We start from the raw sequence: 25,806 nt of genomic DNA on the forward strand, positions 1-25,806 counted from the left end.
GGCTCCAGGTCGTGATGGTGGCCCGCGGCATCACCCCCGCCGATGTCTACCGGCACCTCTGACGCGGCCCTGGCGACCCAGCTCTGTACCAGGGTGATCCTCGGTGGCACACATCCGGTCGCTCAAGCCGTACGACGCGTCGTTATGCTTCTCGTATGACAACAGTTGCCGTCCGGTTGCCCGACGAGCTGGTGCAGCGTGTCGACCAGCTCGTGACCCAGGGCCGGTACACCACGCGCACAGAGGCCGTGCGCACCGCCTTGGTGCAGCTGACCGACGACGCCGAACGGGCCGAGATCGATCGGGCGATCGTCGAGGGTTACCGGCGCTGTCCACCGCCGGAACCGACCGAGGCCGACGAGGCGCGCGCGGAGCGCTCCATCGCCGTCGAGCCGTGGTAGCCCGCGGCGAGGTCTGGTGGGCGGAATCGCCCGTCGCCGGTCGCCGTCCGTATCTCGTGCTCAGTCGCGACGCCGCGATCCCGTGGCTGCGCCAGCTCCTCACCGCACCCCTCACCCGGACCGTTCGAGGGATCCCGACCGAGGTGCCGCTCGACGTGGACGACGGGGTGTCCGAGCCGTGCGCGGCGTGGCTCGACAACGTGGAGCTGATGCCGAAGGCCTACCTCGTCGAACGGATGTGCACGGTCGGACCGCAGCAGATGGCTGCGGTCTGCGCTGCGTTGGCGATCGCGGTCGACTGCCAACGGTGAGCACCCGGCCTTGCCCTTGCGTTCAACCAACCGGCCGACGGCGGGCGCGTGAGCTAGCGACGTGGTGCGGTGGCGACGAGGATCGTCGACCGTGCGGCCGCCGCAACCGGCGACGCCTGCTGGTGCCGGCGGGTCCGATGGCGATTCGACAGCGATTCGGTGTCGGACGGGGCAGGAGACCTGCTCTGATGGCGACTCGCCGCCGTTCCGTGCCCGGCCACTGTCCGCCGAACCGTCTCGAGCCGAGGACCTGATGCTCACCGTTGCCCTGCCCAACAAGGGCTCGCTCGCAGATGGCGTCACTGCCATGCTCGTCGAGGCCGGCTACCGCAGCCGCCCCGAGGGTCGCGACCTCACCGTGGTCGATCCGGCGAACGGCGTGCGCTTCTACTTCCTGCGCCCCCGCGACGTGGCCGTCTACGTGGGCTCCGGCGACATCGACCTGGGGATCACCGGCCGGGACATGGCCCTCGACTCCGGAGCCCCGGTCACCGAGGCCCTGGCCCTCGGCATCGGCCGCTCCTCGTTCCGCTACGCCGCCCCCGACACGGGCGCCGACTGGACCGTGGGCGAGTTGGCCGGCAAGCGCATCGCGACGTCGTACCCCCGCCTGGTCGCCGACGACCTCGCCCGGCGGGGCATCGAGGCCGAGGTCGTCCGCCTCGACGGCGCGGTGGAGATCTCGGTCGAGCTGGGCGTGGCCGACGCCATTGCCGATGTGGTGAGCACCGGGCGCACCCTCGCCGCCCACGGCCTGGTCGCCTTCGGCGAGACGCTGTGCACCTCCGAGGCGGTCGTGATCCAGCGGTCGCCCGACGCCGGCGGCCCGTCCACCGACGACGGCCACGAGGCCTCGCGCCGCCAGGTGCTGCGCCGCCTGGAGGGTGTCGCCGTGGCCCAGCAGTACGTCATGGTCGACTACGACTGCCCCCGCGACCTCCTCGAGCCCGCCGTCGCCTTGACCCCCGGCCTCGAGTCGCCCACCGTGGCCCCGCTGCGCGACGACGCGTGGGTGGCGGTGCGGGCGTTGGTGCCCAAGGCCGAGATGAACGACGTCATCGATGCCCTTGCCGACCTCGGGGCCAAGGCCATCTTGGCCAGCGACCTCCGGAGCGCCCGCCTGTGAGCGAGCACCAATGAGCGAGCGCAGGTTCGATGCTGTGGTCTTCGATCTCTCCGGCGTGGTGATCACCTCGGCCTTCGACGCCATCGCCGAGCTGGTGACCGGCGCCGAGAGCCGGGAGGTCGCCCTGGCCCTGCTCCTCGGCCCCTACGACGAGGACACCGACCACATGTGGCACCGCGTCGAGCGGGGCGAGGCGCCGATCGTCGAGTGGGTCACCTGGGTGAGCGCCCAAGCCGAGGGGGCCGGTCTCACCATCGACTGGGCGGCCTTCGGCACCATGATGGGCCGCCTGGCCGTCCACGACGCCGTGATCGAACGGGTCCGGGCGCTGCGGGTCGAGGGCTACCGCACCGCGCTCTGCACCAACAACGTCCGGGAGGGCTCCGACGCCTGGCGTGACCGGATCCCCGTCGACGACCTGTTCGACGCCGTCGTCGACTCCTCGGCGGTGGGCATGCGCAAGCCCGACCCCCGGATCTACCTCCACACCCTCGACCTGCTCGGGGTGGCCGACCCGGCGCGGGCCGTGTTCCTCGACGACCACCCCGGCAACGTCGCCGGCGCCGAGCGGGCCGGCCTGGCCGGCATCGTCGTGGCCGATCCGGCCGAGGCACTGGTCGCGCTCGACCTCCTCCTGGCCTCGTGACCGCCTCCGCCCCGGCCCCCGCACCGGGGACGGTGAGCGGGGGAGCGCAGCGGTGACGGGCCGGGCCGCGGGCACTGCGGCGCTGGCGTTCGCCGGGCTTCTCTTCGGCAGCACGTTCCTGGTGATGCAGCGAGCGGTGGAGCAGGCCGAACCGACGCCGTTCCTCGGGGCTCGCTTCCTCATCGCCACCGTGGTCTTGGCCCCCTTCGCGTGGCGGCGGCCGGGCCGGTGGGCCCGCGAGGAGGTCACGCTCGGGGTCGGCGCCGGGGGGTTCCTGGCCGCCGCGTACCTGCTGCAGACCTTCGGCCTCCGCTCAACGCCGAGCGCCACCTCGGCGTTCATCACCTACCTGCTGGTGGTCTTCGTCCCGGTGATGGTGGCGGTGCTCGACCGGCGCCTCCCCGAGCGCCGCATCGTGGTCGGGGTGCTCGTCGCCGTCGCCGGCCTCTACCTGCTCTCGGGCGGCGGCGGGGCCGGCCCCGGGTGGGGCGAGGTCCTCACGGTGGGGTGCGCCGTCGGCTTCGCCGCCCACCTCGTCGCCGTGGGCCGGGGCGCGGATCGCCTCGACCCCGTGCGCTTCACCTTCGTCCAGGTGCTCACCGTCGGGGTCCTGTGCGCCGTGCCCGGGTTCGGCCTCGGCGGCTACGGCTTCCCGCTCGCAGCCTGGGGGGCGGCCGCGTTCACGGGGGTGTTCGCCACGGCCGTGGCCTTCTTCGCCATGGTGGCTGGCCAGCGGGTCGTGCCCTCGTCGCGCGCCGCGCTGATCCTGTTGATCGAGCCCGTCTCGGCCGGCATCCTCGGCGTCGCCACCGGCGAGGACCTGGGCTGGAGGGGCCTGGGCGGTGCGGCTCTCATCCTCGCCGCCATCGCCCTGGTGGAGATCGTCCCCCTGCTGACCGGTGCGGTCGTCGACGACCCCGCGGTCGAGCCGACCGTCCACGGCTGAGCGGGCATGCCCCCGGCGCGCTCGGACGACGTCGGGCGGGACGACGCTGCGACGGCCGGGTCCTACGCTTCGCCCATGGCCGATGATCCCTCCCCCGCCACCCCGGGGCCCGACCGACCCGGCGCCCCGGAGGGTGTGCTCGCCCTGGGCACGGCCCTCGGTGCTGGCGCCTGGTGGTGCGAGCAGCTCTTCGCGGTGACCGGCGGGTGGGTGCCGACGACCCCCGAGGCCGGGGTGCGGGTGCACCTGGCCGAGCTGTCACGGGTGCTGGGCGACCACGCCGCCGCCCTGCGGCGCCACCTGCCCCGCCCGACCGGCACCGACCCCGAGAGCTGGGTCGCGGCGCCGTCGACGGGTACCGCCGGGGTGGTCGCCGGCCTCGAGGTGGCGGTGACGTCGATCGATCGCCTGGCCGGGGTCCACCGCGTCGTGGTGCCGCACCTCTTGGTCGCCTGGCACGCTCACCGGCGCGGCGCAGACCCTCGGTCCGACCGCGGGGTGGTCCGCACCCTCGGCCACGCCCATGCCGATCTGGGCGAGCTGTGGCACGACGGGGAGGGGCTGCTCGAGGCGCTGATCGGGGCCGACGCCGACGCCGCAGCGGCGGCGGCCACGACCGTGTCGGCGATGGAGTCGACCCTCGTGACCTCAGGGGGGATGGGCCTGGTGCCGCTCGGAACCCTTTCCGGGTGATCGGCGCCCATTCGCCCTGGGTGGCCGCGAAGAGTCAAAGCTCACGCGCAGTGACCGATGAGCCTGGGAGTGGGGTGTTCAGACCGGGTGCGGAGGGTATTGACCGTCCCGGTATCGTGAGTGATCAGGAGAACTGAGGCTGGGGGGTCTGCGCCAGGAGTGCCGTGCCCGGCCCCAACCGCCGGCGGGCGCACCGGAGCCCCCGCCACCGACCGACCGACCGGCCCCCGAGGCCCGTAGCAGCAGAGGATGAAGACGTTGGCAAAGGAGCGCGTCGAGCGCGACGAGGAGGACCTCGTCCGCCTCTACCTCACCGACATCGGGCAGTACCCCCTGCTCACGAAGGACGACGAGGTCCGCCTCGCCCAGGCCATCGAGGCGGGCGCCGAGGCGCGAGGCGCCCTGGAGTCCGGCGAGAAGGTGACCCCGGCCAAGAAGCGAGAGCTGCGCCGAACGGCGCGCGACGGCGAGCAGGCCGAGCGCACCTTCGTCCAGTCGAACCTCCGCCTGGTGGTGTCGATCGCCAAGAAGTACCAGGCCTCGGGCCTGCCGCTCCTCGACCTGATCCAGGAGGGGAACCTCGGTCTGATGCACGCGGTCGAGAAGTTCGACTGGCGCAAGGGCTTCAAGTTCTCCACGTACGCGACCTGGTGGATCCGCCAGGCCATCACCCGCGGCATCGCCAACACCGGGCGCACCATCCGGCTCCCGGTCCACGCCGGCGACACCCTCGCCCGGCTGCAGAAGGCCCGGGCCCGCCTCGAGCTCAAGCTCGGTCGACCCGCCACCCTCGCCGAGCTCTCGGCCGAGGTCGAGATGCCCGAGGACAAGGTCACCGAGGCTCTGCGCTTCGCGGCGGAGCCCCTCTCGCTCTCCGAGCCGCTCCGCGAGGACGGCGACGCCGAGCTGGGCGACGTCGTCGAGGACCGCTCGGCCGAGTCGCCCTTCGAGGTGGCCGCCACCGCCCTGCTGCCCGACGAGATCAACCGCCTCCTCGCCCCGCTCGATGACCGTGAGCGCGAGATCCTGAAGCTCCGCTTCGGGCTCGACCGCGGCGAGCCGCGCACCCTCGAAGAGGTCGGTGAGCACTTCAACCTCACCCGGGAGCGCATCCGCCAGATCGAGGCTCGGGCGATGTCGAAGCTGCGCCATCCCTCCTCCGACACCGGCGCCCGCGACCTCCTGGCCGTCTGACCCCCTCTGACGGGTCCCGTGCCTCTGACGGCGGCGGGAGAGAGCTGCCGGTGGCTGCGGTCGTCGTCAGGCGGTGCGATCGGGCAGGTCGAGGTGCCCGGCGTCGCCGAGGGCCCGCAGCGACCAGATGGCGGCGCCGGCCAAGGGTTGGGTGCGCAGCACCGCGACCGAGGCGTGACCCATGTGGAAGCGCTCCCACTCCCACGGTTCCTTCTCGACGCCGAGGAGGTGGGCGATGATGGTGCTGTTGGTGCCGGCGTGGGCCACGGCGACGACCCGCTCGGGGGCGTCGCCGTCGACGGTCCAGAGGTTGTGCTCCGCCGAGCGGGTGAGCCCCCAGCCAGCGAGGACGGCGTCGATGCCGCCGGCGACGCGGTCGTGGAACTCGCGCATCGACTCGGCGCCGGGCAGCCCGTCCCACCACGCCTGGCGGGGCTGGCCCCGCTGCTGGGCGAAGGCCTCGTGGGCCACCTCGATGGGCTGGTCGTCCCACGCGTCGGGCATCTGCAGCTCGAGCAGCCAGCCGTTGGTGGTCGGCGGGAGGTCGAGGGCCTCGGCCAACGGCTCGGCCGTCTCGGCCGCCCGTCGGGCCGGCGAGACCAGCAGGTGGTCGACGGGACCGTCGATGGGCTCGGCTCCCGGGTCGGCCAGTCGCCCCGCCGCCCGCAGGGCCTGGGACCGCCCCCGGGCGGTGAGCGCCGGGTCGTTCTGGTTGCGACCCTCGATCACCCACTCGGGCTCACCGTGACGGACCAGCACCAGCTCCATGGGTCGACCGTAGGGCACCGCGACCCCCGGCGATCCGGTTCGGAGTGGCGGAGGACCGGGCGAGGGTCGACGGCTAGGGTCGACCCATGGCCAAGAAGCTCCTCCTCCTCGCCCTCGTCGCTGCTCTCGGAGGCCTCGCCTTCAAGAAGCTGCGCGCCGTCTGATCACCGAACTCTGGCGCCCGCGCCTCTGACGCCTCACCAGCATCGGTCGTCGCTTGCGCGGTCGCGTCCTGGAGGTTGAGGCTGCGAGACGACGGGCCGGGCCGCCCACGGTGTGAACGGCCCGGGCGAGGCCCGAGATCTGGCGGGCCGTCTCCTTCACGGTGCGGTCACGGCGCACCCACCAGAACGCCGCCGTGCCGGCGGCCGCGGTGGCCACCAGCCCGCCGCCCACCGCGGCGGTGGGCCCCGGTGCCGGCATGGCGACCCGTTCGCGCAGCGGCACCTTGTGGGTGAACCAGCGCACCTGCCAGTCGCGATCGACCGCGACCCGGGCCAGCTCGCGGTCGGGGTTCACCGCCACGGGGTGCCCGACGGCGGCCAGCATGGGCACGTCGGTGACCGAGTCGGAGTAGGCGTAGGAGGCGGCCAGGTCGATGCCCCTCTCGGTGGCGACCTCGCGCATGCGCTCGGCCTTGGACGGCCCGTAGGCGTAGAACGCGACCTCGCCGGTGTAGCGGCCGTGGGCGTCGATCCGGGCCTGGGTGGCGATGGCCTCGTCGACGCCGAGGTAGCGGGCCAGGGGCACCACGATCTCCTCCGGTGAGGCCGAGATGATGTACACCCGGCGTCCGGCGGCCTGGTGCTCGCGGATCAGGTCGACGGCCTCGTCGAAGACGATCGGTTCGATCACCTCGACGAGGGTCTCGGCCACGATGCGACTCACGTGCCCCTGGTCCCAGCCCGCGGTCAGGGCGAGGACCTTGATGCGCATGCGGGCCATGCGCTCGGCGTCGGCGCCCAGGTAGAGGTAGACGAGCTGGCCGTAGAGGGCCCGCAGGAGCAGCCAGCGGTTCAGCAGCCCGGCGCGGTAGAGCGGCCGGCCGAACGCGACCATGGAGGCCTTGGCGATGACGGTCTTGTCGAGGTCGAAGAAGGCTGCCTCCACGCCGCCACCCTAGGGACGCGGCGTCGGCCGCCACGACGGACCACCGGGCCTTCGCCCGATCGTCACCTCCAAGAAATCGCCACAACCCCTTGCCAACGACGGCGGGACGCGCGACCGTAGGCGTCTCGCTTCCCCCGCTGAGACCATCTCTCTCTTCTCGCGCTCGGGAGGCACTCCGTGCTCCTCACCTGCTGGTCGGTGAAGGGCGGCGTCGGCACCACTGTGGTGGCCGCCGCCCTCGCCACGACCCTCGCTCGCATCCACGCCGCCGACGGCGGAGCCCTCGTGGCCGACCTGGCCGGTGACATGCCGGTCGCCCTCGGCCTGCCCGACCCCCGCGACCCCGGCCTCACGGGTTGGACCGCAGCGGGCGACGATGTGGCCGGCGACGCCCTCGCCCGCCTCGAGCTCTCCGTCGGCCCCGGCCTGGCCCTCCTGCCCCGGGGCCGGGGCCGACCGGGCCCCGCCGAGCGCCACCGGGTGCTGGCCCGGGTGCTCGGTGCCGACCCGCGCCCGGTCGTCGTCGATGCCGGCGTGGTGACCGCGGAGAGCCCGGTGCTGCCCCTCGTCGCCGAAGCCACCCGCTCGCTGCTCGTCACCCGGGCGTGCTACCTCGGCCTGCGCCGGGCGCTCGAGGCGCCCGTGCGGCCCTCGGGCGTGGTGCTCGTCACCGAACCGGGGCGGTCCATGGGCGCGGCCGACGTGGAGTCCATCGTCGGGGCGCCCGTCGTGGCCGAGGTGCCCATCGACCCCACCGTGGCCCGGGCCGTCGACTCGGGCCTCCTGAGCACCCGGCTCCCCCGTGCCCTCGAGCGCCCGCTGCGGAGGGCGGCATGAAGGTTGACGGGTCCGTCGTCCCGCCGGGGTCCGACGCAGCTCCCGGAGCGCTCGGCACCGACGCCGTCGACGATGCCGTCCACGCCCGGGTGCTGGCCGCGCCCTCCATAGCGGCCGCCCTCGTCCCGGCCTCACTCGACGCGCTGGTCCGGGAGGTCGCCCCACTGCTCGGGCCGGTCCACGTGGGCGCCGTCGTCGCCCGGGTGCGGGCCCGCGCCACCGGGCTGGGCGTGATCGAACCGCTGCTGGCCGACGAGTCGGTGTCTGAGGTCATGGTCAACGGCCCCGGACCGGTGTGGGTCGAACGTCGCGGACGGCTCGAGCGCAGCGGCGTCGTCGTCGACCGCCGCACGGTTGACCAGCTGGTCGTCCGGGTGCTGGCTCCGGTCGGGGCCCGGGCCGACCGCAGCAGCCCGCTCGCCGATGCCCGCCTCCCCGACGGCTCACGGGTCCACGTGGTGGTCCCTCCACTTGCGGTCGACGGGCCGTGCATCACGATCCGCCGCTTCGGCGCCCGTCCGGTGCCGCTCGATGCCTTCGCCGGGGCACCCGTCGTCGCGCTGCTCCGCGACGCCGTTGCCACCCGCCGCCAGGTCATCGTGAGCGGCGGCGCCGGCGCCGGCAAGACCACCCTGCTCAACGCCCTCGCCGCCCACGTCGGAGCCACCGAGCGGGTCGTCACCGTGGAGGACGCAGCCGAGCTCAACCTGCCCGGCGAACACGTCGTGCGGCTCGAGGCCCGACCCGCGTCGGCCGAGGGCACCGGCGCGATCACCATCCGCGACCTGGTCCGGGCCGCGCTGCGCATGCGACCCGACCGCATCGTGGTCGGCGAGGTGAGGGGGCCCGAGGCCCTCGACATGCTCCAGGCCATGAACACCGGACACGACGGGTCGCTCAGCACCTGCCACGCCAACAGCCCCGACGACGCCCTGCGCCGCCTCGAGACCATGGTGCTCACCGGCGCGGAGCTGCCCCTCATCGCCGTGCGCGAGCAGATCGCCAGCGCCATCGACCTGATCGTCCAGGTGGCGCGCCGCGCCGATGGCACCCGCCGGGTGGTGGCCGTGTCCGAGGTCGTCGCCGACCCGGAGGCTGCGGCCCGCACCCGGACCCTCGGTGACGGCGAGGTGCTGTGGCACCAGCCCCGTCGTCCGGCCCGGCGACCCGTCGAAGAGGTCGCGCCGTGAGCGAGCGAAGCGAGCGAACCGGGAAGCACGGGCTCTCTGACGGCGGAGCGTGCGGAGCCGTCAGCGGTCATTGGTGCCCGGCTACGACAAACGCCGTCAACGCACTCCACGCCGAGATGGTGCACCAATGACCGTCGCGCTCGGGATCGTGCTCGTGGGGCCCGCGCTGGCGGCGGTCTGCCTGCACCGGGCGGCCTGCCTCGGGGCCGACCCCGAGGTCGCGGTGGACCCCCGGTCCTCGTCCGGGGCGCGGCGGGCGCGAGCGTCGAGCGCTCGGGTCTCGGGGGCGTGGGCCCGAGCGTTGGCGGCAGCCGGCATCGATGGCGACCCGGCACACTGGCTCCGTGTCACCTGCGGGTCCCTGGCGCTGGTGGTGGCCCTGGGAGCAGCGCGCGGCGGACCCGTCGGCGGTGTCGCGCTGGGCACCATCGCGGTGGCTGTCGGCGTCGTCGCCCTCCTCTGCGCTCGGGGGAGGGGTGACCGGCGGGCCGACGCCCGCCTGCCGGACCTGCTCGAGCACGCCGGGCGCAACCTGCGCAGCGGGCTCGACCTGGTCTCTGCCCTCGAGTCGTCTGCGGCCGTCGTCGGTGGGGCCCACGGCGCCGCGGTGGCGGCGGCGACCGGGCGGGTCGCGGGTGGGGCGGGCCTTGCCGCCGCCCTGCAGCCGTGGGTCGAGGCCCATGCCCGTCCGCCGGTGCGCCTGGCCGTGGGCGCGCTCGAGGTGGCCTCGCACACCGGCGGGGCCCCGGCCCGGGCCCTCGACGGCGTGGCCGCGACCCTCCGGGCCCGCGCCGTGGTGGCCGACGAGGCCCGGTCGCTCGCCAGCCAGGCCCGGGCGTCGGCCGCCGTACTCGTCGCCCTGCCCGTCGTGGTGGCGGCGATGGGCGCCGCGGCCGATCCCGAGCTGGCTCACACGCTGCTGGCCACGCCTCTGGGCCTGGGCTGCCTGGTCACCGCCGCGGTGCTCGACACCATCGGCGGCTGGTGGATGCAGCGCATCGTCGGGGACGGTCGCTGAGGTGCCCGCGCCTGTGGACGTGCGTCTGCTGGTTTCTGCGCAGGCCGAGATGCCACCCGCGCCCGAGGCGCGCCAGTGAGCCCGCTCGCCGACCTGCTCGTCCCGGCCTGGGTCACCCTCGTCGGGGCTGCGGCGTGGCCCCGACGACCCCGACCGTCGCGCCTGCCCATCGCCGGGCTCTCGGGGCCCACGGCCCGCCGCGGCCCGCTGGGCCGGCTCGGCGGGGCCCTCCGGCGCGTCGCGGGCGCCTCCGAGGACCCCGACGCGGCCCGGGTCCTCGGCGGCGCCGTGGTCGCGGCGGCGATGCTCGTCGTGGTGGCCCCAGCCCTCGTCCCGGTCCCGTTGCTGGGCGCCGCGCTGGCTCCGCGCCTCGGCCGGCGCCGACGCCAGCGCGCCACGGTCGAGGCCTGGGCCGACGCGGTGCCCGACGCGGTCGATCTCTTCGCCCTCGCCCTGGGGAGCGGCCTGACCGTCCCTCTGGCGCTGCCCGTGGTCGCGGGCCGTGCGCCGGCTCCCCTGGGCCCGGCCCTGGCCCAGGCCGGCGACCGCTTCGGTCACGGTGAGCCGCTGGCCGATGCCCTCGGACGCGTCGCCGGCGCCGGGCCACCGGCGCGTCCGCTCGTCGCCATCCTGGTCGCCGCCCACTGCGACGGCGTGGCGGTGGTCGAACCCCTGGCCCGACTGGCCGACGAGCTGCGCACGGCCCGCCGCCGAGCGGCCGAGGCCCGGGCCCGCCAGGTTCCGGTGCGCATGCTCTTCCCGCTCGTGTGCTGCACCCTGCCCGCCTTCGTCCTGCTCACCGTGGTGCCGCCCGTCGTCTCCGCCCTCGGAGACCTGCAGCGCTGACACCTCGCGTCGGGCTCTGTCCCGGCCGTGTACCTCGCGGCTCGTGCCGCCCCGTCGTGGCCCTCGCCACCGATCCGCTCCCGTGGGTCCGCCGCTCAGCGACGGCCTGCTCTGTTCATCGGAGGTCTCCCATGTCCCTTCACAACCGTCTCCTCGTCCCCCTCGTCATCGGCCTGCACGCCGCAGCCACCCGGTGCGCCCGGCGCCTGACCTCCGAACGGGGCCAGGCCACCGCCGAGTACGCCCTGGTGCTGCTCGGCGCCGCCGTCGTGGCCATCGCCCTCGTCACCTGGGCCACCGGCTCGGGCCGGGTGGGTCAGCTCTTCGACGCCGTGTTCGACGACCTCCAGAGCCGCCTGTGACCGCCAGCCTGCGCCACGACCGGCACCGGCACCGTCGTCGTCGTCGGACCAGCCGGCGGGCCGGAACCCGAGACCGGGGTCAGGCGACCGTCGAGCTCGCCCTCGGGCTCCCGGTGCTGCTGATCGGCCTGCTGCTCGTCGTGCAGGCCGGCCTGGTGGTGGCCGATCACGTCGCCGCCGTCCACGCCGCCCGCGAGGCGGCGCGGGCGGTGGCGGTCGACGGTCGTCCCGGTGCAGCTGCGGCGGCGGTCGCCGACGCAGGTGCACCGCAGTGCCGGGCGTCGGTCGCACGGCCCGCCGAGGTGGGTGCCACGCTGCGGGTCGAGGTCATCTGCCCCAGCCGGACCGAGGTCGCGTTGGTGGGCCCGCTGTTGCCCGACGCCACGGTGCGGGCGACGGCCGCCATGCGCGTCGAGCGGTGAGCGGGTGTGGTCTGGTAAGTGAGCGGGTGTGGTCTGGTAAGCGGGCGGGTGCCGTCCGCCCCGCCTCATCGTCCGCCCCGGTCACCGCCCGTCTGCCTCATGGCCGGCCCTCGGCACCGCCCCGGTCCGCTCGAGGCTGTGTTCAGCTCCTGGAGATCCCGGTCCCGATCGTTGCGCCAGGCTCGCTCGACGGCGAATCGCTCGGGGAGAGGCGGGCGAGGACCGTCGAGGGACCCGTCGTCACCGGTCCGTCTCCGGTCGCTCGCGTGGCCTCGAGCAGGGCTATGGCGCCGTCCTTGTCGAGGGGCTCGTTGAGGTTGCCGCACTTGGGTGACTGCACGCACGACGGGCAACCGGTGGCACACGGGCAGCGGTGGAGCGTGTCGAGGGTGGCCTGCAGGTGACGGTGGGCGACCTCGTAGCCCAGCTCGGCGATGCCGGCTCCGCCGGGGTAGCCGTCGTAGATGAAGATCGCCGGGCCGCCGACGTCGGTCGACCACGGGGTCGACACGCCCCCCACGTCCCACCGGTCGCAGATCGTGAACAGGGGAAGCAGGCCGATGGCCGCGTGCTCGACGGCGTGGAGGGTGCCGGGCCAGGCCGAGGGGGCCAGGCCGGCCCGCCGGAGGAGCCCGGTGTCGATCGAGTACCAGAACGAGCGGGTGACCAGGCGGCTGGGCGGTAGGTCGACCTCGACGGTGCCGAGCACCTCGCCGCTGGCCACGTCGCGGCGCTGGTACCCGGTGACCTGCGAGGTGACCTCGACCGAGCCCAAGGCGAGGCGGGTGCGGCCGACAGCCCGCGACCGCTCCTCCTCGAGCACACCGATGTGCACCGTCGAGCGGGCCTGGGTGGCCTCCGAGCCGTCGGCGCGCTCGACCCAGGCGGCGGCGTCGTCGAGGTCGAGGTGGGTGACCCGCCACGCCGTGCCCTGGTGGAGGTACACGGCGCCGGGGTGGACGACCTCAGGGGCCCGGCCCTCGTCGACGGTGCCGACGAGCACGCCGTCGGCGGCCACGATGCGCACCTCGCGGCCGCCGCCACTACGCAGCCCCACCCCCCGCGACGGGAAGCCCGGCGCGGCCCACACGGCGCGGGGCCCCTCACCGGGCACGCGCCGCATGCGCGCCGCCGAGCGGATGCGCAGCCGGTCGGCGTGGACCAGGCGGCGGACGCCCTCGTCGAGGTCGTTGCCCCACCAGCGGTCATCGGCGGCCGACAGCGGCGCCTCGTAGGCCGCGCAGGCCAGGTGGGCGTCGAGGACGAAGGGGTTGGCCGGGTTGACCACGGCCGGTTCTGGCGGCCGGGAGAAGACTTCGTCGGGGTGGGCCATCAGGTACTGGTCGAGGGCGTCGTCGCCGGCGACGAGCACCGCGAGCGAGCGCTGCTGGGCTCGGCCCGCGCGTCCGGCCTGTTGCCACAGCGAGGAGATGGTGCCGGGGAAGCCGTCGAGGACGCAGGCGTCGAGGCCGCCCACGTCGACACCGAGCTCGAGGGCCGAGGTGGCGACGACGCCCCGCAGCCGGCCACCGAAGAGCTCGCCCTCGATCTCGCGCCGCTCACGCGCCAGGTAGCCGCCCCGGTAGGGCCGGATGGCCCCTTCGAGGTCGTCGGGCAGGCGCGACTGGGCATCGGCGGCCACGATCTCGGTGCCCCGCCGGCTGCGGCAGAAGGCAATGGTGCGGTGCCCGGCGGTGACGAGGTCGGCCACCAACGTGGCGGTCACTCGGTGGGTCGACACCCGGGCGCCCGTGCCGGCGTCGATCAGCGGCGGGTTCCAGAGGGCGACCACCCGCTCGCCCCGGGGCGAGCCGTCGTCGGTGACCGGCGCGACCGGCGACCCGCACAGGGCGGACGCCAGGGTGGCCGGCTCACCGATCGTGGCCGACGCGAACACGAAGGTCGGGTCGGACCCGTAACGGGCGCAGAGACGACGCAGGCGACGCAGGACGTGGGCGACGTGGCTGCCGAACACGCCCCGGAAGGTGTGCAGCTCGTCGACCACCACGTAGCGCAGCCGGTGCAGGAACGTGGACCAGCGCTCGTGGTGCGGTAGCAGGCCGCAGTGGAGCATCTCGGGGTTGGTGAGCAGCACGTTGGCGTGGGTCCGAGCCCAGGTGCGCTGCTCGGTGCTCGAGTCGCCGTCGTAGGTGCACGGCACCAACCCTGCGACCCCGAGGCCGCCGACGGCCCGCAGCTGATCCTGGGCCAGCGCCTTGGTGGGCCCGATGACGAGGGCCGTGCCGCTGCGGATCGGCTCGGTGACGGCCTCGGCGATGGGGAGCTGGAAGCAGAGCGACTTGCCCGACGCGGTGCCGGTGGCCACCGCGACGTGGGTGCCGGCCCGAGCCCGGTCGATGGCCTCGGCCTGGTGGGACCACAGGCCGCCGGCCGGGAGGTGAGCCGCCAGTCGCGCCGGCAGGGGCTGGGTGAGGAGGGCGAAGCGGGCGGCCCGGGCCGAGATCCGCTCGACGTGGGCGAGCCCCTCGGCGCGACCGTCGAGCACCTCGAGCAGGCTGTCGGTGGTGGCGTCGGTGAGGAGGGTCATGGCGTCTCGCGGGGCCGGGCCGAGCGTGGCTCGAACCGCGGCCGGGGTGCGGGCCATGCTAACGACACCTGCGTAACTACACCCGTGTCCGGCAGGAGCGTCGGATCCGCGGTGTAGCGTCACCCCGTCGCCGGCGGTCGCAGGACGACGTCATAGGAGTAGGTCGTTGATCGAACTGGGGTTGGAGCTCTCCGAGAGAAACGGTTGGGCCGTCCTCGCCGTGTCCGGCGAGGTCGACGTCGCCACCGCACCTCGGTTGCGGGAGCGCCTGGTGGGCCTCGTCGGCGACGGTCGCACCCGCATCGTGGTCGACCTCGAGAAGGTCGACTTCATCGACTCCACCGGTCTCGGCGTGCTCGTCGGGGCCCTCAAGCGGGTCCGCACCAACGACGGCGACCTGGCCCTCGTCTGCACCGGTCCCCGGATCCTCAAGGTCTTCGAGATCACCGGTCTCACCAAGGTGTTCGCGATCCACCGCAGCATCGACGAGGCGACGGTCACCGGCTGATCCGGTGCCGTCCCCGGTGCTCACCCGACCGCCCGCACCTGCGATCCCGCCCGAGGCACGATCCCGGTGAAGGTCGACGTGGTCCGCATCCAGGTACCGGCCCTCCCGGAGTACCTGTCCTTGATGCGCATGGTCGTGGCCGGGACGGCGCGGATCGACCCCCTCCTCGATGACGAGCGCGTCGACGACCTGCGCGTCATCGTGTCCGAGGCGTGCACCAACGCCATCGAGGCGGTGCAGGCACGCGCCGAGGATCAGGGCGTCGACGTTGCCTCCTCCGGGGCCGTGGTCAGCCTCGAGTGCCGTCTCAGCGCGTCCCGGGTCGAGGTCGTGATCACCGACGAGGCCGCCGGGTTCGACCCCGCGGCGCTCGACGTGTTGCCGGCGGTGACCGACCCGACGAGACTGCGCATCGAGCGGGGTCTGGGCATCCCGCTGATCCGGGCCCTCTCCGATGAGTCGTCGATCCGCTCCGGTCCCGACGGCACCATGGTGAAGGTGGCGCTGTACGCCGCCGCGCCCGTGCCCCCCGGGATCCGGTAGCTAGCGGCTCCCGGATCCTCGTCGACTGCGGAGGAAGAGGCTGAGCGCGAGCGCGAAGACGCCGATGTGGAAGACGGCGGCCACCAGCGCGGCGGGGAACCCGTCGCCCTGCTCGTCGCTGAGGGCGGCGAGCACGAGCAGCACCGGGCGCAGGAGCAGGGCGGCGGTGAAGGCCACGAGCACGCCGGTCAGGGCCCGGCTGGCCTTGGATCCGGCCTGCGACGCCAAGTGCGAGCGGGGGCGCGAGGCCGGGGGACGGGTCATGGCGCGGTCGAGCGCGGCCGGGCGGTGACGGGGTCCATCGTCGGGCACCGTACCGATGCTCGACGCCCGGGCCGCGTTCGCCGTTGCCGTTCTTGCGCCCGATCGCCGCCCCGGACGCAGCCATCGGGCGCAAGACGGGCGCACCGCCACTGGGGCACCGGGCGGTGGTCGTTCTGGCGCCCGATCGTTCCGTCGGGCGCCCGGTTCGGGCGCAAGGACGGATGGCGCCCTGGATCGAACTGCCGCCGTCGGGCGGCGGGTGCGACGATGGCAGCCATGGCCTCCGACGACCTCCCGATCTCGGGCCGGGTGACCCTCCCGGGCTGGGAGCTGGTGGAGACGTTCACGACCTCGGGCGGGCCGGGAGGCCAGCACGCCAACAAGGCCAGCACCCGCGTCGAGCTGCGCTTCGACGTCGCCCACTCCTCGGCGCTCGGCGCGGCCGAGAAGCGGCGGATCCGGGACCGCCTCGGGCCCGTCGTGCGGGTGGTGGCCGACGACGAACGGAGCCAGGCCCGCAACCGCGACATCGCCCGGGAGCGACTGGCGGTGGCGCTGCGCGAGGCCATGGTCCCGCCCCGCCGCCGGGTTGCGACCCGACCCACGCGGGGCAGCAAGGAGCGCCGCCTGACCGGGAAGCGCCAGCAGTCCCAGCGCAAGGCGGGCCGGCGCCGACCGGGGCGGGACGAGTAGCTGAGACGGGGCGACCAGGGCGGACGACCAGTCGAGCCCCGCCGACGGCGACGGGCGAGAATCTGGGACCAGCGCCGACGGGAACGGGACGAGGGACGCGCCGGCGGTGATGGGTGCGGCGACCGAGCGGCGCTTGCGGCTACCGGCGGCGCAGGAGGCGTCGGGCCATCCCGCCCAGGCCGCCGGCGCCGCGGGTCGGGCCGCCGCCCGGGGTCGAGCGGCGCGACGTGCCAGTCCCTCGGCGGCCGGCGTCCCCGCGGGTGGCGCTGGAGGGGGTGCCCTGCTTGGCGCCACGGATGATGCGGTTGATGAGGCTCATGGGTGCTCCTCGGATGTGGTGGACCCCAGCGCTGCCCACCGTCCCCCCGCCGCAAACCGCGGCTCCGCCGCTACGCAGGGTCGTCGGGAGGGGCGAGCTCGAAGACCCACGGGGCCCACCGGCGGAAGGCCTTGCCGATCTCGCCCCACTCCCACTCCGGCTCGAACGACCCGATCGGGACGACCTTGTCCCAACCTCGGGCCTGGATCTTGCGGCGGGTGGGCTGGTCAGCGACCCAGTGCAGGTGGCCCTCGGCCAGGATCAGCGCCTCGACCCGGCCGTCGGGCAGGTCGACGGGCCCGAGGGCATCGACGTCGGCCCACGAGCAACGGATGTGGAACGGTCCCGGCTCATAGGACAGCCCGTCGGGCGACAGGCGCAGGACCGGGACATGGCGCCGCCGCAGGCCGAACCAGAAGAACAGCGTCCAGGCCACCACGAAGAGGCCGGCGATGACGAGGCTGCTCAGGATGAGCCAGAGGATGACCGCCAGCGGGAGGGCGGCCACCACGAAGAAGGCGAGCATGCGCAGCTCGTGGGCCCGGCGCACCTTCGGTGACGTGGCGACCACGACCTCATCAGGGTGGGATCGCGGCACCGGCATGGTCGTTTCCTAGCCGACGGGGTGAACGGCGGCGCTCACCGGCGCCCGGATCGTCGTCGCCTTGCGCCCGCTTGACCGGCCGCTCCCCTCGCTCGACCTCGGCGTCCCCGTCGTCCGTGCTTGACACGGTGGCCGCGCCGACCCGTACCCTTCCCCGCGATGCCCAGATCTCTCGTGATCGTCGAGTCGCCCGCCAAGGCGCGCACCATCGAGGGCATCCTCGGCGACGACTTCGTCGTGGAATCCTCGGTGGGCCACATCCGCGACCTGCCCTCGAAGGGCCTGGGGGTCGATGTCGACGCCGGCTTCGCGCCCAGCTACGAGGTCTACGCCAGCAAGAAGGACGTGATGCGGCGGTTGAAGGCCGCCCTCAAGGACGCCGATGAGCTCTTCCTCGCGACCGATGAGGATCGCGAGGGCGAGGCGATCAGCTGGCACCTCCTCGAGGAGCTCAAGCCGACGGTCCCGGTGAAGCGGATGGTGTTCCACGAGATCACCCGCGGCGCCATCGAGCGGGCGGTGGACGACTGGCGCGAGATCGACATGGGCCTGGTCAACGCCCAGGAGTCGCGCCGCATCGTCGACCGCCTCTTCGGCTACCCCGTCTCGAGCGTGCTGTGGCGCAAGGTCAACCAGGGTCTCTCCGCCGGTCGGGTCCAGAGCCCGGCGGTGCGCCTCGTCGTCGAGCGCGAGCGCGAGCGCATGGTGTTCGTCCCGGCCGACTACTGGGACCTCTCGGCTGCGTTCCCGACGGACCCCGCCTTCCGCTCCGGTCTGCTGTCGGTCGGCGATGCCCGCGTCGCCCAGGGTCGCGACTTCGACGCGACCGGCGCGACGCGCCGTGACGGCGTCGTCATCCTCGACGAGGCGCGCGCCACGTCGCTCCGCCTCGGGCTCGAGGGTGCGACCTTCACCGTCAGCAGCGTCGACGAGAAGCCCTTCACGTCGAAGCCCAAGCCGCCGTTCATGACCTCGACCCTCCAGCAGGAGGGCGGGCGCAAGCTCCGCATGTCGGCCGCCCAGGTCATGCGGGTCGCCCAAGAGCTCTACCAGGGTGGCTACATCACCTACATGCGGACCGACTCGACCAACCTGTCGGAGACCGCGGTGGTCGCCGCCCGGTCCCAGATCGAGTCGCTGTACGGGCGCGACCACCTGCCCCCGCAGCCCCGCACCTACGTGCGCAAGGTGAAGAACGCCCAGGAGGCCCACGAGGCGATCCGCCCCTCCGGTGAGCGCTTCCGCACCCCCGACTCGCTGCGGGGCGAGCTGCGGGGCGACACCCTCGCCCTCTACGACCTGGTCTGGAAGCGCACCATCGCCTGTCAGATGGCCGATGCCCGGGGCCGGAGCCTCTCGGTGCGCCTGGCGGCCGACTCGGCCGAGGCCGGCACCGGCACACCGACGCCGACGGAGTGGTCGGCGTCGGGCCGCACCATCACCTTCCCGGGCTACATGCGGGCCTACGTCGAGGGCGCCGATGATCCTGAGGCCCAGCTCGACGACCGTGAGAGCTTGCTGCCGGCCCTGGCCGAGGGCCAGCGCCTCACCGCGTCGGAGCTCGAGGCCCGGGGCCACTCCACCTCGCCGCCGGCGCGCTACACCGAGGCGTCGCTGGTGAAGCGGCTCGAGGAGCTCGGCATCGGCCGGCCCTCGACCTACGCCTCGATCATGGCGGTCATCCAGGACCGCGGCTACGTGGGGAAGAAGGGCACCGCGCTGGTCCCGTCGTGGACCGCGTTCGCGGTGATCAAGCTGCTCGAGGAGCACTTCACCGACCTGGTCGACTACGCCTACACCGCGCGCATGGAAGACGAGCTCGACCAGATCGCCGCCGCCTCCCTCGAACGGGTGCCGTGGCTCAGCCAGTTCTGGTTCGGAGACGCCGACCCACGCCACGACGGTGACCCGGCCGAGGCGATCCTGGCCGCCGGGGGCAACCCCGGGCTCAAGCGCCTCGTCGACGAGGGCCTCGGCTCCATCGACGCCGCGGCGATCAACTCGATCCCCATCGGCGACGATCCCGACGGCGTGGCGATCGTGGTGAAGCCGGGCCGCTACGGGCCGTACGTGAAGCGGGGCGACGACACCGCGTCGGTGCCCGAGGACATCGCCCCCGACGAGCTCGACGTGGCCCGGGCCCTCGAGCTCCTCGCCGCCCCCAGCGGCGACAAGCCGCTCGGCACCGACCCCGTGTCGGGCCTCGAGGTCTTCGCCAAGCCGGGCCGCTACGGCCCCTACGTCCAGCTGGGCGAGCTCGTCGACGGGGCCAAGGAGAAGCCCCGCACCTCCTCGCTGCTGAAGGACATGACCCTCGACGACATCACCCTCGACGACGCCCTGCGGCTCCTGTCGCTGCCGCGGGTCGTGGGTCAGGACCCGGATTCCGCCGAGGAGATCACGGCCCAGAACGGCCGCTACGGGCCCTATCTGAAGAAGGGCACCGACAGCCGCAGCCTCGAGTCCGAGGAGCAGATGTTCACCGTCTCGCTGGACGAGGCGCTGAGGATCTTCGCCCTGCCCAAGCGGGGCCCGAACCAGCGGGCGGCGACCGCGCCGCTGCGGGAGCTCGGCGCCAACGACCCGGTGTCGGGCCTCCCGGTCGTGGTGAAGGACGGCCGTTTCGGCCCGTACGTCACCGACGGCGAGGACAACGCCAGCCTCCGCAAGGGCGACGAGGTCGAGACCATCACCATCGAGCGGGCCGCCGAGCTCCTCCAGGCCCGACGCGAGCGGGCCCCGACGACGAAGAAGAGGGGCGCCAAGAAGGCGACCAAGAAGAAGGCGACCAAGAAGGCTCCGGCCAAGAAGGCTCCGGCCAAGAGGGCCGTCGCCAAGAAGGCTCCGACCAAGAAGGCCGCCGCCAAGAAGGCTCCGGCCAAGAAGGCTCCGGGCCCCGCCAACGAGGCCGCCGCCCGCTCGACCGACGACTGACGGGCCGAGCGATCGTGGCCGCCGGGCGGTTCATCGCCTTCGAGGGCGGCGAGGGCACGGGCAAGTCGACCCAGGCCCGGCTGCTGGCCGATCGCCTCGGCGCGGTGCTGACCCGCGAGCCCGGTGGCACGCCCATCGGCGCCCGGATCCGCGAGATCGTCCTGGCGTCGGAGGAGAACGGCCTCACCGACCGGGCCGAGGCCCTGCTGATGGCGGCTGATCGGGCCCACCACGTCGCCACCCTGATCGCGCCGACGCTGGCCGGTGGTCGCCACGTGGTGACCGACCGCTTCCTCGGCTCGTCGGTGGCCTACCAGGGCTTCGGCCGGGGTCTGGCGACCGAGGAGATCCGGGACCTGTCGCTGTGGGCCACCGACGGGCTGCAGCCCGACCTGGTGGTGTTGCTCGTCGTCGAGCGCACCGAGGCCCGAGCCCGCATCGGACACGCCCGCGACCGGGTGGAGAAGGCGGGCCCGGCGTTCCACGACGCGGTGACCGAGGGCTTCGTCGAGCTCGCCCGGGCCGATCCGGAGCGGTGGGTGACCGTCGACGGTGGGGGCACCCCGGCGGAGGTCGAGGCCCGGGTGGGCGCCGTCGTCGTCGACCGCCTCGCTCTGCCACCATGAGCCGGTGAGCCCACAGCCGTCCACCGCCGCGCCGCAGGACGATCCGTGGCGCGCGGTCCCCGGTCAGGACCGGGCCGTGGCCCAGCTGCGCGCCGCCGCCCCTGAGCCGGTCCACGCCTACCTGTTCATCGGTCCGCCCGGCAGCGGCAAGCAGGTCGCAGCCCGCGTCTTCGCCGGTGAGGTGCTGGCCGCCACCGCGGCCACGTCCGAGGCCGTGGCGCGCCACCGAGGCCTGGCCGCGGCGGACCAGCACCCCGACGTCACGGTGGTGCGACGCGAGGGGGCGAGCATCCAGGTGCGCCAGGCGGCCGAGATCGTGCGCCTGGCGTCGATGAAGCCGGTCGAGGGTGCCCGGAAGGTGTTGATCCTCGACGAGTTCCACCTCGTCGCCGACGCCACCGCCGGCAAGTTGCTCAAGACCGTCGAGGAGCCGCCGGGCGGCACGGTGTTCGTCGTGCTGGCCGACGACCTTCCCGGCGAGCTGGTCACCATCGCGTCGCGCTGCGTGCCGGTGGAGTTCCCGTCCCTCACCGCCGAGGTGGTGGCGGCGGAGCTGGTGGGCGAGGGCCTCGACCCCCGTCGCGCCGAGCAGGTCGCCAGGGTCGCCCACGGCGACGTCGACCGGGCCCGGCTGCTCGCCGGCGACGAGCGCTTCGCGGTCCGGGTCGAGGCGTGGCGCGCCGTCGGCGGCCGTCTCGACGGCACGGGGGCGATGGCGGCGGACATCGTGGCCGAGCTGCGGGCGGCCATCGACGACGCCGCCGCCACCCTGCAGGACCGCCACGCCGTCGAGATCGCCGAGCTCGACGAGCGGATCGAGCGCTACGGCCAGCGGGGGGCCGGCGGTCGTCAGCTCGAGGAGAGCCACCGGCGCCAGCTGCGCCGGCTCCGCACCGACGAGGTCCGCATGGGCCTGGGTGAGCTGGCCCACACCTACCGCGACCACATGGTGGCCGCGGCCGCGGTGCCGGCCCTGGCCGCCGGCCCCGACGAGGCGGCCCGCATCGACGGCGCCGCCCGCGCGCTGGCGGCCATCAACGATGCCCTCGACGCCCTGGTGCGCAACCCCAACGAGGAGCTCCTGCTCCAGGCGCTCCTGCTCCGCCTGCCGCGGGTGCGCGCTGGCGCCGCTCAGGAGGAGGCGGTCGCCGCCAGCTCGATGAGGGCATCGGCCGGCACCGGCAGGGAGAACAGGTAACCCTGGCCGAGTGGGCACCCGAGGCGACGTAGGGCGTCGAGCTGGCCGGTGGTCTCGACGCCCTCGGCCACCGAGTCGAGGCCCATTGCGTGGGCGATGCCGAGCACCGCGGTGGCGATGGTGGAGCGGTCCGTGCCGCCGGGCTCGCCCAGGACCTGCACGAACGACCGGTCGATCTTGATGCTGTCGATGGGGAAGCGCTGCAGGTGGGTGAGCGACGAGTAGCCGGTGCCGAAGTCGTCGACCGCGATGCGGACCCCCGTGGCCCGCAGCCGCACCAGCACCCGGAGGGCGGTGTCGAGGTCATCGGTCAGCGCCGTCTCGGTGAGCTCCAGGTAGAGCTGGTCGGCCGGCCAGCCGTGGGCGCGCAGCGCGGCGGTCACCCGCGGCACCAACCCCGGGTCGTCGAGCTCGCGGGGCGAGAGGTTGACCGAGAGCATGAACCGGGCGCCGTCGGGGCCCCTCAGGCCCTGGAGCTCGCCGAGCGCGGTCTCGAGCACCCAGGCCCCGATCTCGCTGATGGTGCCGGTCTCCTCGGCCACCGGGATGAACACCGCAGGGGGCACATCGCCGCGGACCGGGTGGCGCCAGCGCAGCAGGGCTTCGGCCCCGACGATGGCACCGGTGTCGAGGGCAACGATGGGCTGGTAGACCGCGTGCAGCTCACCTCGGGCGACGGCCCGACGGAGATCCGACCCGAGGCCCAGGCGGTCGTGCGCGCGGGCCTGCATGGCCGAGTCGTACATCTCGAGGCGGTTGCGGCCCCGCTGCTTGGCCCGGAACACGGCCGCGTCTGCGTTGCGGAGCAGGGTGGGGCCGTCGGTGCCCGGCGCGCTGAGCGCCAGGCCCAGGCTGACGGTGAGGAACACCTCGCCCGAGACGACCGCGAACGGCTCGTGCATGGCCTCGGTGAGGCGGTCGGCGATCGAGAGGATGGTGGAGAGGCCGCGGGGCCGGTCGCAGAGGATCACGAACTCATCGGCGCCGACCCGGGCGATGGTGTCACCCGGCCGGGTGACGGCCCGAAGGCGATCGGCGACGGTGACCAGCACCACGTCGCCGGCGTCGTGGCCCAGGCTGTCGTTGACCATCTTGAAGCGGTCGATGTCGACGAAGAGCACGGCGACCTCGTCGTCGTGGCGTCGGGCCCGGTCGAGACCGATCTGGAGGCGGTCGAGGAGGAGGGTGCGGTTGGGGAGGCCGGTCAGGTCGTCGTGAAGGGCCCGGTGGGCGAGCTCGGTCGCGGTGGTGTGGCGTTCGAGGGCGATGGCGACGAGCGTGCAGGCCATGTCGGCGGCTCGGCGGGTGTGCTCCGACGGGCGGTGAGGACCGTCGTGGAACGCGATCACCGAACCGACGGGTTCCGCCGAGCTCGGGCTGAGGACCGGTGCCCACCAGAACGAGCCCAGCCCGTCGCGGGCAAGCTGGGCCCGGAGGGGCCCGTTGCTCAGGGTCGACGCAGCATCGGCCACGACGACGGGCACGCCGTGCTCGCGACTCAACGCCGCCTGCAGCTCCGGGGTGATCTCGATGTCGCCGAGCGCGGCGCGCAGCCCCGGTCCGGGCCCGCGGTCGATGCGGGCCCGGGGGCGGAGCCGGTCGCCCTCGACGAGCAGCACCGCGGCCTGCGAGCCGTCGTCGTGGACCTCGATCATCTCGGCGATGGCCTCGAGCACCTCGTCGAGGGTGGCGTCGCGAGCGATCAGCTCGAGGATCTGGGTCTGGCTGCTCACCAGGCGCTCGGCCCGCTTCTGGTCGGTGATGTTGCGGGTCGTGAGCACGATCCCGGCCACGGCCTCGTCGTCGAGCAGGTTGACCGCGGTGACGCCGATGTCGGCCCAGGTGCCATCGTGGTGGCGGGCGCGGGTCTCGAAGCTGATCTCGGCGCCGGGCTGGGCCCGCACCTCCTCGACGACGGGCCAGAGGCCATCGACGTCGTCAGGGTGGAGGATGTCGATCAGGGCTCGCCCGACCCACGAGTCGGGCGGGTAGCCGAGGATGGGCTTGAGCTCGCCCGTCGTCGTCAAGATCACGCCGTCGGTGTCGACCACCGTCACCGTGTCTGAGATGTTCTGCACGAGCGTGCGCCAGCGGTGCTCGCTGGCCCGCAGGGCCCGTTCGGCCTCGCCGTCCTCGGTGACGTCGACCACGAGGACCACGACCTCCGGGCAACCGCCGGCGGTGGACTCCATGAACAGCGTCCAGGCCCTGACCTCGACTGTCGAGCCGTCGCAGGCCACGCAGGTCAGGCGCTCGCCCTCGAGGTGGTCGCCGGCGAGGGTGCGGGCGCGGATGCCCATGTGCTCGCCGATGGCATCGGGCGGGATGACCGGCACGGGCCCGCCCCGCACCTCCTCCTCGGACCAGCCGAAGATGCGCTCCGCCGCCGGGTTCCAGGCGGCCACGTGACCCTCGGCGTCGAGGCGCACCACGCCGATCGGAGCGCGCCGGAAGAGGGCGGCGAGATCGTCGCGGGCGGACTGGAGGGCCCCGTGCAGGGTTGGGAGTCGAGAGAGGGAGAAGGGTGCTGGTTGTCCATCGCGCCACCTCGATGATCATCGTGTGACGTGAGTCTCGCACCTCAGGCCGAGTCGTGCGGCACCGGTGGGCGGCGGGCAAGACCTAGGGTCGCGAGATGGGCGCCTCGGAGACCGAGCTCGACGGCTTCTCTCGCACCGAGTTCACCCACGGCGGGTCCACCCGGGCGGTCTACCGGGCCGGTGAGGGTCCGATGGTCGTGGTGATCGCCGAGATCCCCGGCATCACGCCTCCGATGCTCGCCTTCGCCCGGCGGGTGATCGCCATCGGGTGCTCGGTCGCCCTCCCGCACCTCTTCGGAGAGCCCGGCCGGGATCCCGAGCGTCGCGGCGCCCGCTCCGAGGTGGCTGACGTGATGAGCAGCATCGGGCCCGCCTGCGTGTCGAAGGAGTTCACGGTGCTCGCCGCGGGCCGGACCTCGCCGATCATGGACTGGCTGCGCGCTCTCGGGCGCGAGCTGCACGCCGAGGCGGGCGGCCCCGGCATCGGCGTGGTCGGCATGTGCTTCACCGGCGGGTTCGCCCTCGGGATGGTGGCCGATGCTCCGGTCCTGGCGCCGGTGCTCTCGCAGCCGTCGCTCCCCTTCGCCCTGACCGGCCGGAACAAGGCCGACGTCGGGCTCTCGCCCGCGGATCTCGAGGCCGCCCTCGACGCCTGCGCGGCCAAGGATCTCCGGGTCCTCGGCCTGCGCTTCACCCACGACCGGCTGGTGCCACCGGAGCGCTTCGAGACGCTGCGCCGCCTGCTCGGCGAGCGGTTCGTCGGGGTCGAGATCGACTCGTCGCCCGGCAACCCGTGGGGCCACGGCCGGGCAGCCCACTCGGTGCTCACCACCGAGCTCATCGACGAGGAGGGCCAGCCCACCCGTGACGCCCTCGACCAGGTGCTCGACCTCTTCCGCACGCGCCTGCTGGAATCCTGAGCCCCGCCCCCGGCGGCGCTTTTCGTGCTGCCGCGGCCCCGGGCCGGGCCACTAGGGTCGCCGTCTCGCCCGAGTAGCTCAGTCGGCAGAGCGTCTCACTCGTAATGAGAAGGTCCGGGGTTCGATTCCCCGCTCGGGCTCCGCTGTGGCCTGCCGTTCGTGGGCGACCTCGGCCGTCGGACGGCAGCCGGTGGCGAGTCAACGCGCGACGATGGGGTATCCCCAACTGTGCCGTGAGT

27 protein-coding genes and 1 tRNA gene are annotated in these 25,806 nt (G+C 73.9%); 21 read left to right on the plus strand and 7 right to left on the minus strand.

Annotated elements, in window-relative coordinates; genetic code table 11:
• Positions 1 to 155 precede the first annotated feature (155 nt).
• From VNL12_RS13140 to VNL12_RS13170, 7 genes are all read left to right on the plus strand, one after another.
• On the plus strand, positions 156 to 401 hold the full coding sequence (locus VNL12_RS13140) for a hypothetical protein (RefSeq protein WP_325595281.1): 246 nt from the start codon (positions 156 to 158) through the stop codon (positions 399 to 401).
• Positions 395 to 712 carry a type II toxin-antitoxin system PemK/MazF family toxin gene (locus VNL12_RS13145; protein ID WP_325595283.1) on the plus strand — a complete coding sequence of 106 codons (318 nt, stop codon included), beginning with the start codon at positions 395 to 397 and terminating at the stop codon, positions 710 to 712. The genes VNL12_RS13140 and VNL12_RS13145 overlap by 7 nt, the downstream gene beginning before the upstream one ends.
• A gap of 253 nt (positions 713 to 965) precedes the next feature.
• Positions 966 to 1,838, plus strand: a complete 873-nt coding sequence (hisG, locus tag VNL12_RS13150; RefSeq protein ID WP_325595285.1) for an ATP phosphoribosyltransferase — start codon at positions 966 to 968, stop codon at positions 1,836 to 1,838.
• Between the two features lie 10 nt (positions 1,839 to 1,848).
• On the plus strand, positions 1,849 to 2,484 hold the full coding sequence (locus VNL12_RS13155; protein ID WP_325595287.1) for an HAD-IA family hydrolase: 636 nt from the start codon (positions 1,849 to 1,851) through the stop codon (positions 2,482 to 2,484).
• A gap of 52 nt (positions 2,485 to 2,536) precedes the next feature.
• Entirely contained in the window at positions 2,537 to 3,430 is an 894-nt protein-coding gene (locus VNL12_RS13160) for a DMT family transporter (RefSeq protein ID WP_325595289.1), read from the plus strand.
• 75 nt (positions 3,431 to 3,505) lie between these two features.
• On the plus strand, positions 3,506 to 4,123 hold the full coding sequence (locus VNL12_RS13165) for a hypothetical protein (protein WP_325595291.1): 618 nt from the start codon (positions 3,506 to 3,508) through the stop codon (positions 4,121 to 4,123).
• A gap of 249 nt (positions 4,124 to 4,372) precedes the next feature.
• On the plus strand, positions 4,373 to 5,317 hold the full coding sequence (locus VNL12_RS13170) for a sigma-70 family RNA polymerase sigma factor (RefSeq protein WP_325595292.1): 945 nt from the start codon (positions 4,373 to 4,375) through the stop codon (positions 5,315 to 5,317).
• A 66-nt stretch (positions 5,318 to 5,383) separates the two neighbouring features.
• Here VNL12_RS13170 and VNL12_RS13175 read toward each other — a convergent pair whose 3' ends face one another.
• Both VNL12_RS13175 and VNL12_RS13180 read right to left on the minus strand, forming a co-directional pair.
• Entirely contained in the window at positions 5,384 to 6,085 is a 702-nt protein-coding gene (locus tag VNL12_RS13175) for a histidine phosphatase family protein (protein WP_325595294.1), read from the minus strand.
• A gap of 141 nt (positions 6,086 to 6,226) precedes the next feature.
• Positions 6,227 to 7,195 (minus strand): HAD-IB family hydrolase, encoded by a 969-nt coding sequence (locus VNL12_RS13180; protein ID WP_325595295.1) that lies wholly within the window; start codon positions 7,193 to 7,195, stop codon positions 6,227 to 6,229.
• Between the two features lie 177 nt (positions 7,196 to 7,372).
• Here VNL12_RS13180 and VNL12_RS13185 point away from each other — a divergent pair, with 177 nt between their 5' ends.
• From VNL12_RS13185 to VNL12_RS13210, 6 genes are all read left to right on the plus strand, one after another.
• Complete coding sequence (locus VNL12_RS13185; protein WP_325595297.1) at positions 7,373 to 8,032, plus strand: cellulose synthase operon protein YhjQ/BcsQ; 660 nt, start codon at positions 7,373 to 7,375, stop codon at positions 8,030 to 8,032.
• Positions 8,029 to 9,222, plus strand: coding sequence for a CpaF family protein (locus VNL12_RS13190; RefSeq protein ID WP_325595299.1), 1,194 nt, complete (start codon positions 8,029 to 8,031; stop codon positions 9,220 to 9,222). The genes VNL12_RS13185 and VNL12_RS13190 overlap by 4 nt, the downstream gene beginning before the upstream one ends.
• 127 nt (positions 9,223 to 9,349) lie before the next feature.
• Positions 9,350 to 10,240 (plus strand): type II secretion system F family protein, encoded by an 891-nt coding sequence (locus tag VNL12_RS13195; protein WP_325595301.1) that lies wholly within the window; start codon positions 9,350 to 9,352, stop codon positions 10,238 to 10,240.
• A 75-nt stretch (positions 10,241 to 10,315) separates the two neighbouring features.
• On the plus strand, positions 10,316 to 11,086 hold the full coding sequence (locus tag VNL12_RS13200) for a type II secretion system F family protein (protein ID WP_325595303.1): 771 nt from the start codon (positions 10,316 to 10,318) through the stop codon (positions 11,084 to 11,086).
• 131 nt (positions 11,087 to 11,217) lie between these two features.
• Positions 11,218 to 11,448, plus strand: coding sequence for a Flp family type IVb pilin (locus VNL12_RS13205; RefSeq protein ID WP_325595305.1), 231 nt, complete (start codon positions 11,218 to 11,220; stop codon positions 11,446 to 11,448).
• The gene (locus tag VNL12_RS13210) at positions 11,445 to 11,870 is read left to right on the plus strand and encodes a TadE/TadG family type IV pilus assembly protein (protein ID WP_325595307.1); all 426 of its coding nucleotides are present in this window, start codon (positions 11,445 to 11,447) and stop codon (positions 11,868 to 11,870) included. Before VNL12_RS13205 ends, VNL12_RS13210 begins: the two co-directional genes overlap by 4 nt.
• Positions 11,871 to 12,012: 142 nt before the next feature.
• Here VNL12_RS13210 and VNL12_RS13215 read toward each other — a convergent pair whose 3' ends face one another.
• The gene (locus tag VNL12_RS13215; protein ID WP_325595309.1) at positions 12,013 to 14,475 is read right to left on the minus strand and encodes a DEAD/DEAH box helicase; all 2,463 of its coding nucleotides are present in this window, start codon (positions 14,473 to 14,475) and stop codon (positions 12,013 to 12,015) included.
• A gap of 112 nt (positions 14,476 to 14,587) precedes the next feature.
• Here VNL12_RS13215 and VNL12_RS13220 point away from each other — a divergent pair, with 112 nt between their 5' ends.
• Positions 14,588 to 14,926 carry an STAS domain-containing protein gene (locus VNL12_RS13220; RefSeq protein ID WP_414654890.1) on the plus strand — a complete coding sequence of 113 codons (339 nt, stop codon included), beginning with the start codon at positions 14,588 to 14,590 and terminating at the stop codon, positions 14,924 to 14,926.
• Positions 14,927 to 14,992: 66 nt separating this feature from the next.
• Positions 14,993 to 15,469 (plus strand): ATP-binding protein, encoded by a 477-nt coding sequence (locus VNL12_RS13225; RefSeq protein ID WP_325595313.1) that lies wholly within the window; start codon positions 14,993 to 14,995, stop codon positions 15,467 to 15,469.
• Here the strand turns inward: VNL12_RS13225 and VNL12_RS13230 are convergent, their stop codons facing one another.
• Positions 15,470 to 15,781: a hypothetical protein gene (locus VNL12_RS13230; RefSeq protein WP_325595315.1), complete on the minus strand. Its 312-nt coding sequence runs from the start codon at positions 15,779 to 15,781 to the stop codon at positions 15,470 to 15,472.
• Positions 15,782 to 16,009: 228 nt separating this feature from the next.
• Between VNL12_RS13230 and arfB the strand changes: the two genes are divergently transcribed.
• The gene (gene arfB, locus VNL12_RS13235) at positions 16,010 to 16,426 is read left to right on the plus strand and encodes an alternative ribosome rescue aminoacyl-tRNA hydrolase ArfB (protein WP_325595317.1); all 417 of its coding nucleotides are present in this window, start codon (positions 16,010 to 16,012) and stop codon (positions 16,424 to 16,426) included.
• A 139-nt stretch (positions 16,427 to 16,565) separates the two neighbouring features.
• On the opposite strand, the gene VNL12_RS13240 is transcribed toward arfB, so the two are convergent.
• Positions 16,566 to 16,745 (minus strand): hypothetical protein, encoded by a 180-nt coding sequence (locus VNL12_RS13240; protein ID WP_325595318.1) that lies wholly within the window; start codon positions 16,743 to 16,745, stop codon positions 16,566 to 16,568.
• Between the two features lie 70 nt (positions 16,746 to 16,815).
• Complete coding sequence (locus VNL12_RS13245; protein ID WP_325595320.1) at positions 16,816 to 17,349, minus strand: hypothetical protein; 534 nt, start codon at positions 17,347 to 17,349, stop codon at positions 16,816 to 16,818.
• A gap of 159 nt (positions 17,350 to 17,508) precedes the next feature.
• Here VNL12_RS13245 and topA point away from each other — a divergent pair, with 159 nt between their 5' ends.
• Genes topA through VNL12_RS13260 form a run of 3 tightly spaced genes read left to right on the plus strand, consistent with a single transcriptional unit; the run spans position 17,509 to position 22,107 of the window.
• Complete coding sequence (topA, locus tag VNL12_RS13250) at positions 17,509 to 20,283, plus strand: type I DNA topoisomerase (RefSeq protein ID WP_325595322.1); 2,775 nt, start codon at positions 17,509 to 17,511, stop codon at positions 20,281 to 20,283.
• Positions 20,284 to 20,297: 14 nt separating this feature from the next.
• A complete protein-coding gene (gene tmk, locus VNL12_RS13255; RefSeq protein WP_325595324.1) occupies positions 20,298 to 20,909 on the plus strand; it encodes a dTMP kinase in 612 nt (203 codons plus the stop codon).
• Positions 20,910 to 20,913: 4 nt separating this feature from the next.
• Entirely contained in the window at positions 20,914 to 22,107 is a 1,194-nt protein-coding gene (locus VNL12_RS13260; protein ID WP_325595325.1) for a hypothetical protein, read from the plus strand.
• On the opposite strand, the gene VNL12_RS13265 is transcribed toward VNL12_RS13260, so the two are convergent.
• Complete coding sequence (locus VNL12_RS13265; RefSeq protein WP_325595328.1) at positions 22,041 to 24,605, minus strand: sensor domain-containing protein; 2,565 nt, start codon at positions 24,603 to 24,605, stop codon at positions 22,041 to 22,043. The two genes, VNL12_RS13260 and VNL12_RS13265, sit on opposite strands and share 67 nt — an antisense overlap.
• Before the next feature lie 137 nt (positions 24,606 to 24,742).
• On the opposite strand from VNL12_RS13265, the gene VNL12_RS13270 reads away from it, so the two are divergent.
• Entirely contained in the window at positions 24,743 to 25,567 is an 825-nt protein-coding gene (locus tag VNL12_RS13270) for a dienelactone hydrolase family protein (protein ID WP_325595327.1), read from the plus strand.
• A gap of 67 nt (positions 25,568 to 25,634) precedes the next feature.
• Positions 25,635 to 25,707 (plus strand) — tRNA-Thr (locus tag VNL12_RS13275).
• Positions 25,708 to 25,806: the final 99 nt, after the last annotated feature.

It is taken from the genome of Iamia sp. (assembly GCF_035575815.1).
Classification (GTDB): Bacteria; Actinomycetota; Acidimicrobiia; order Acidimicrobiales; family Iamiaceae; genus Iamia.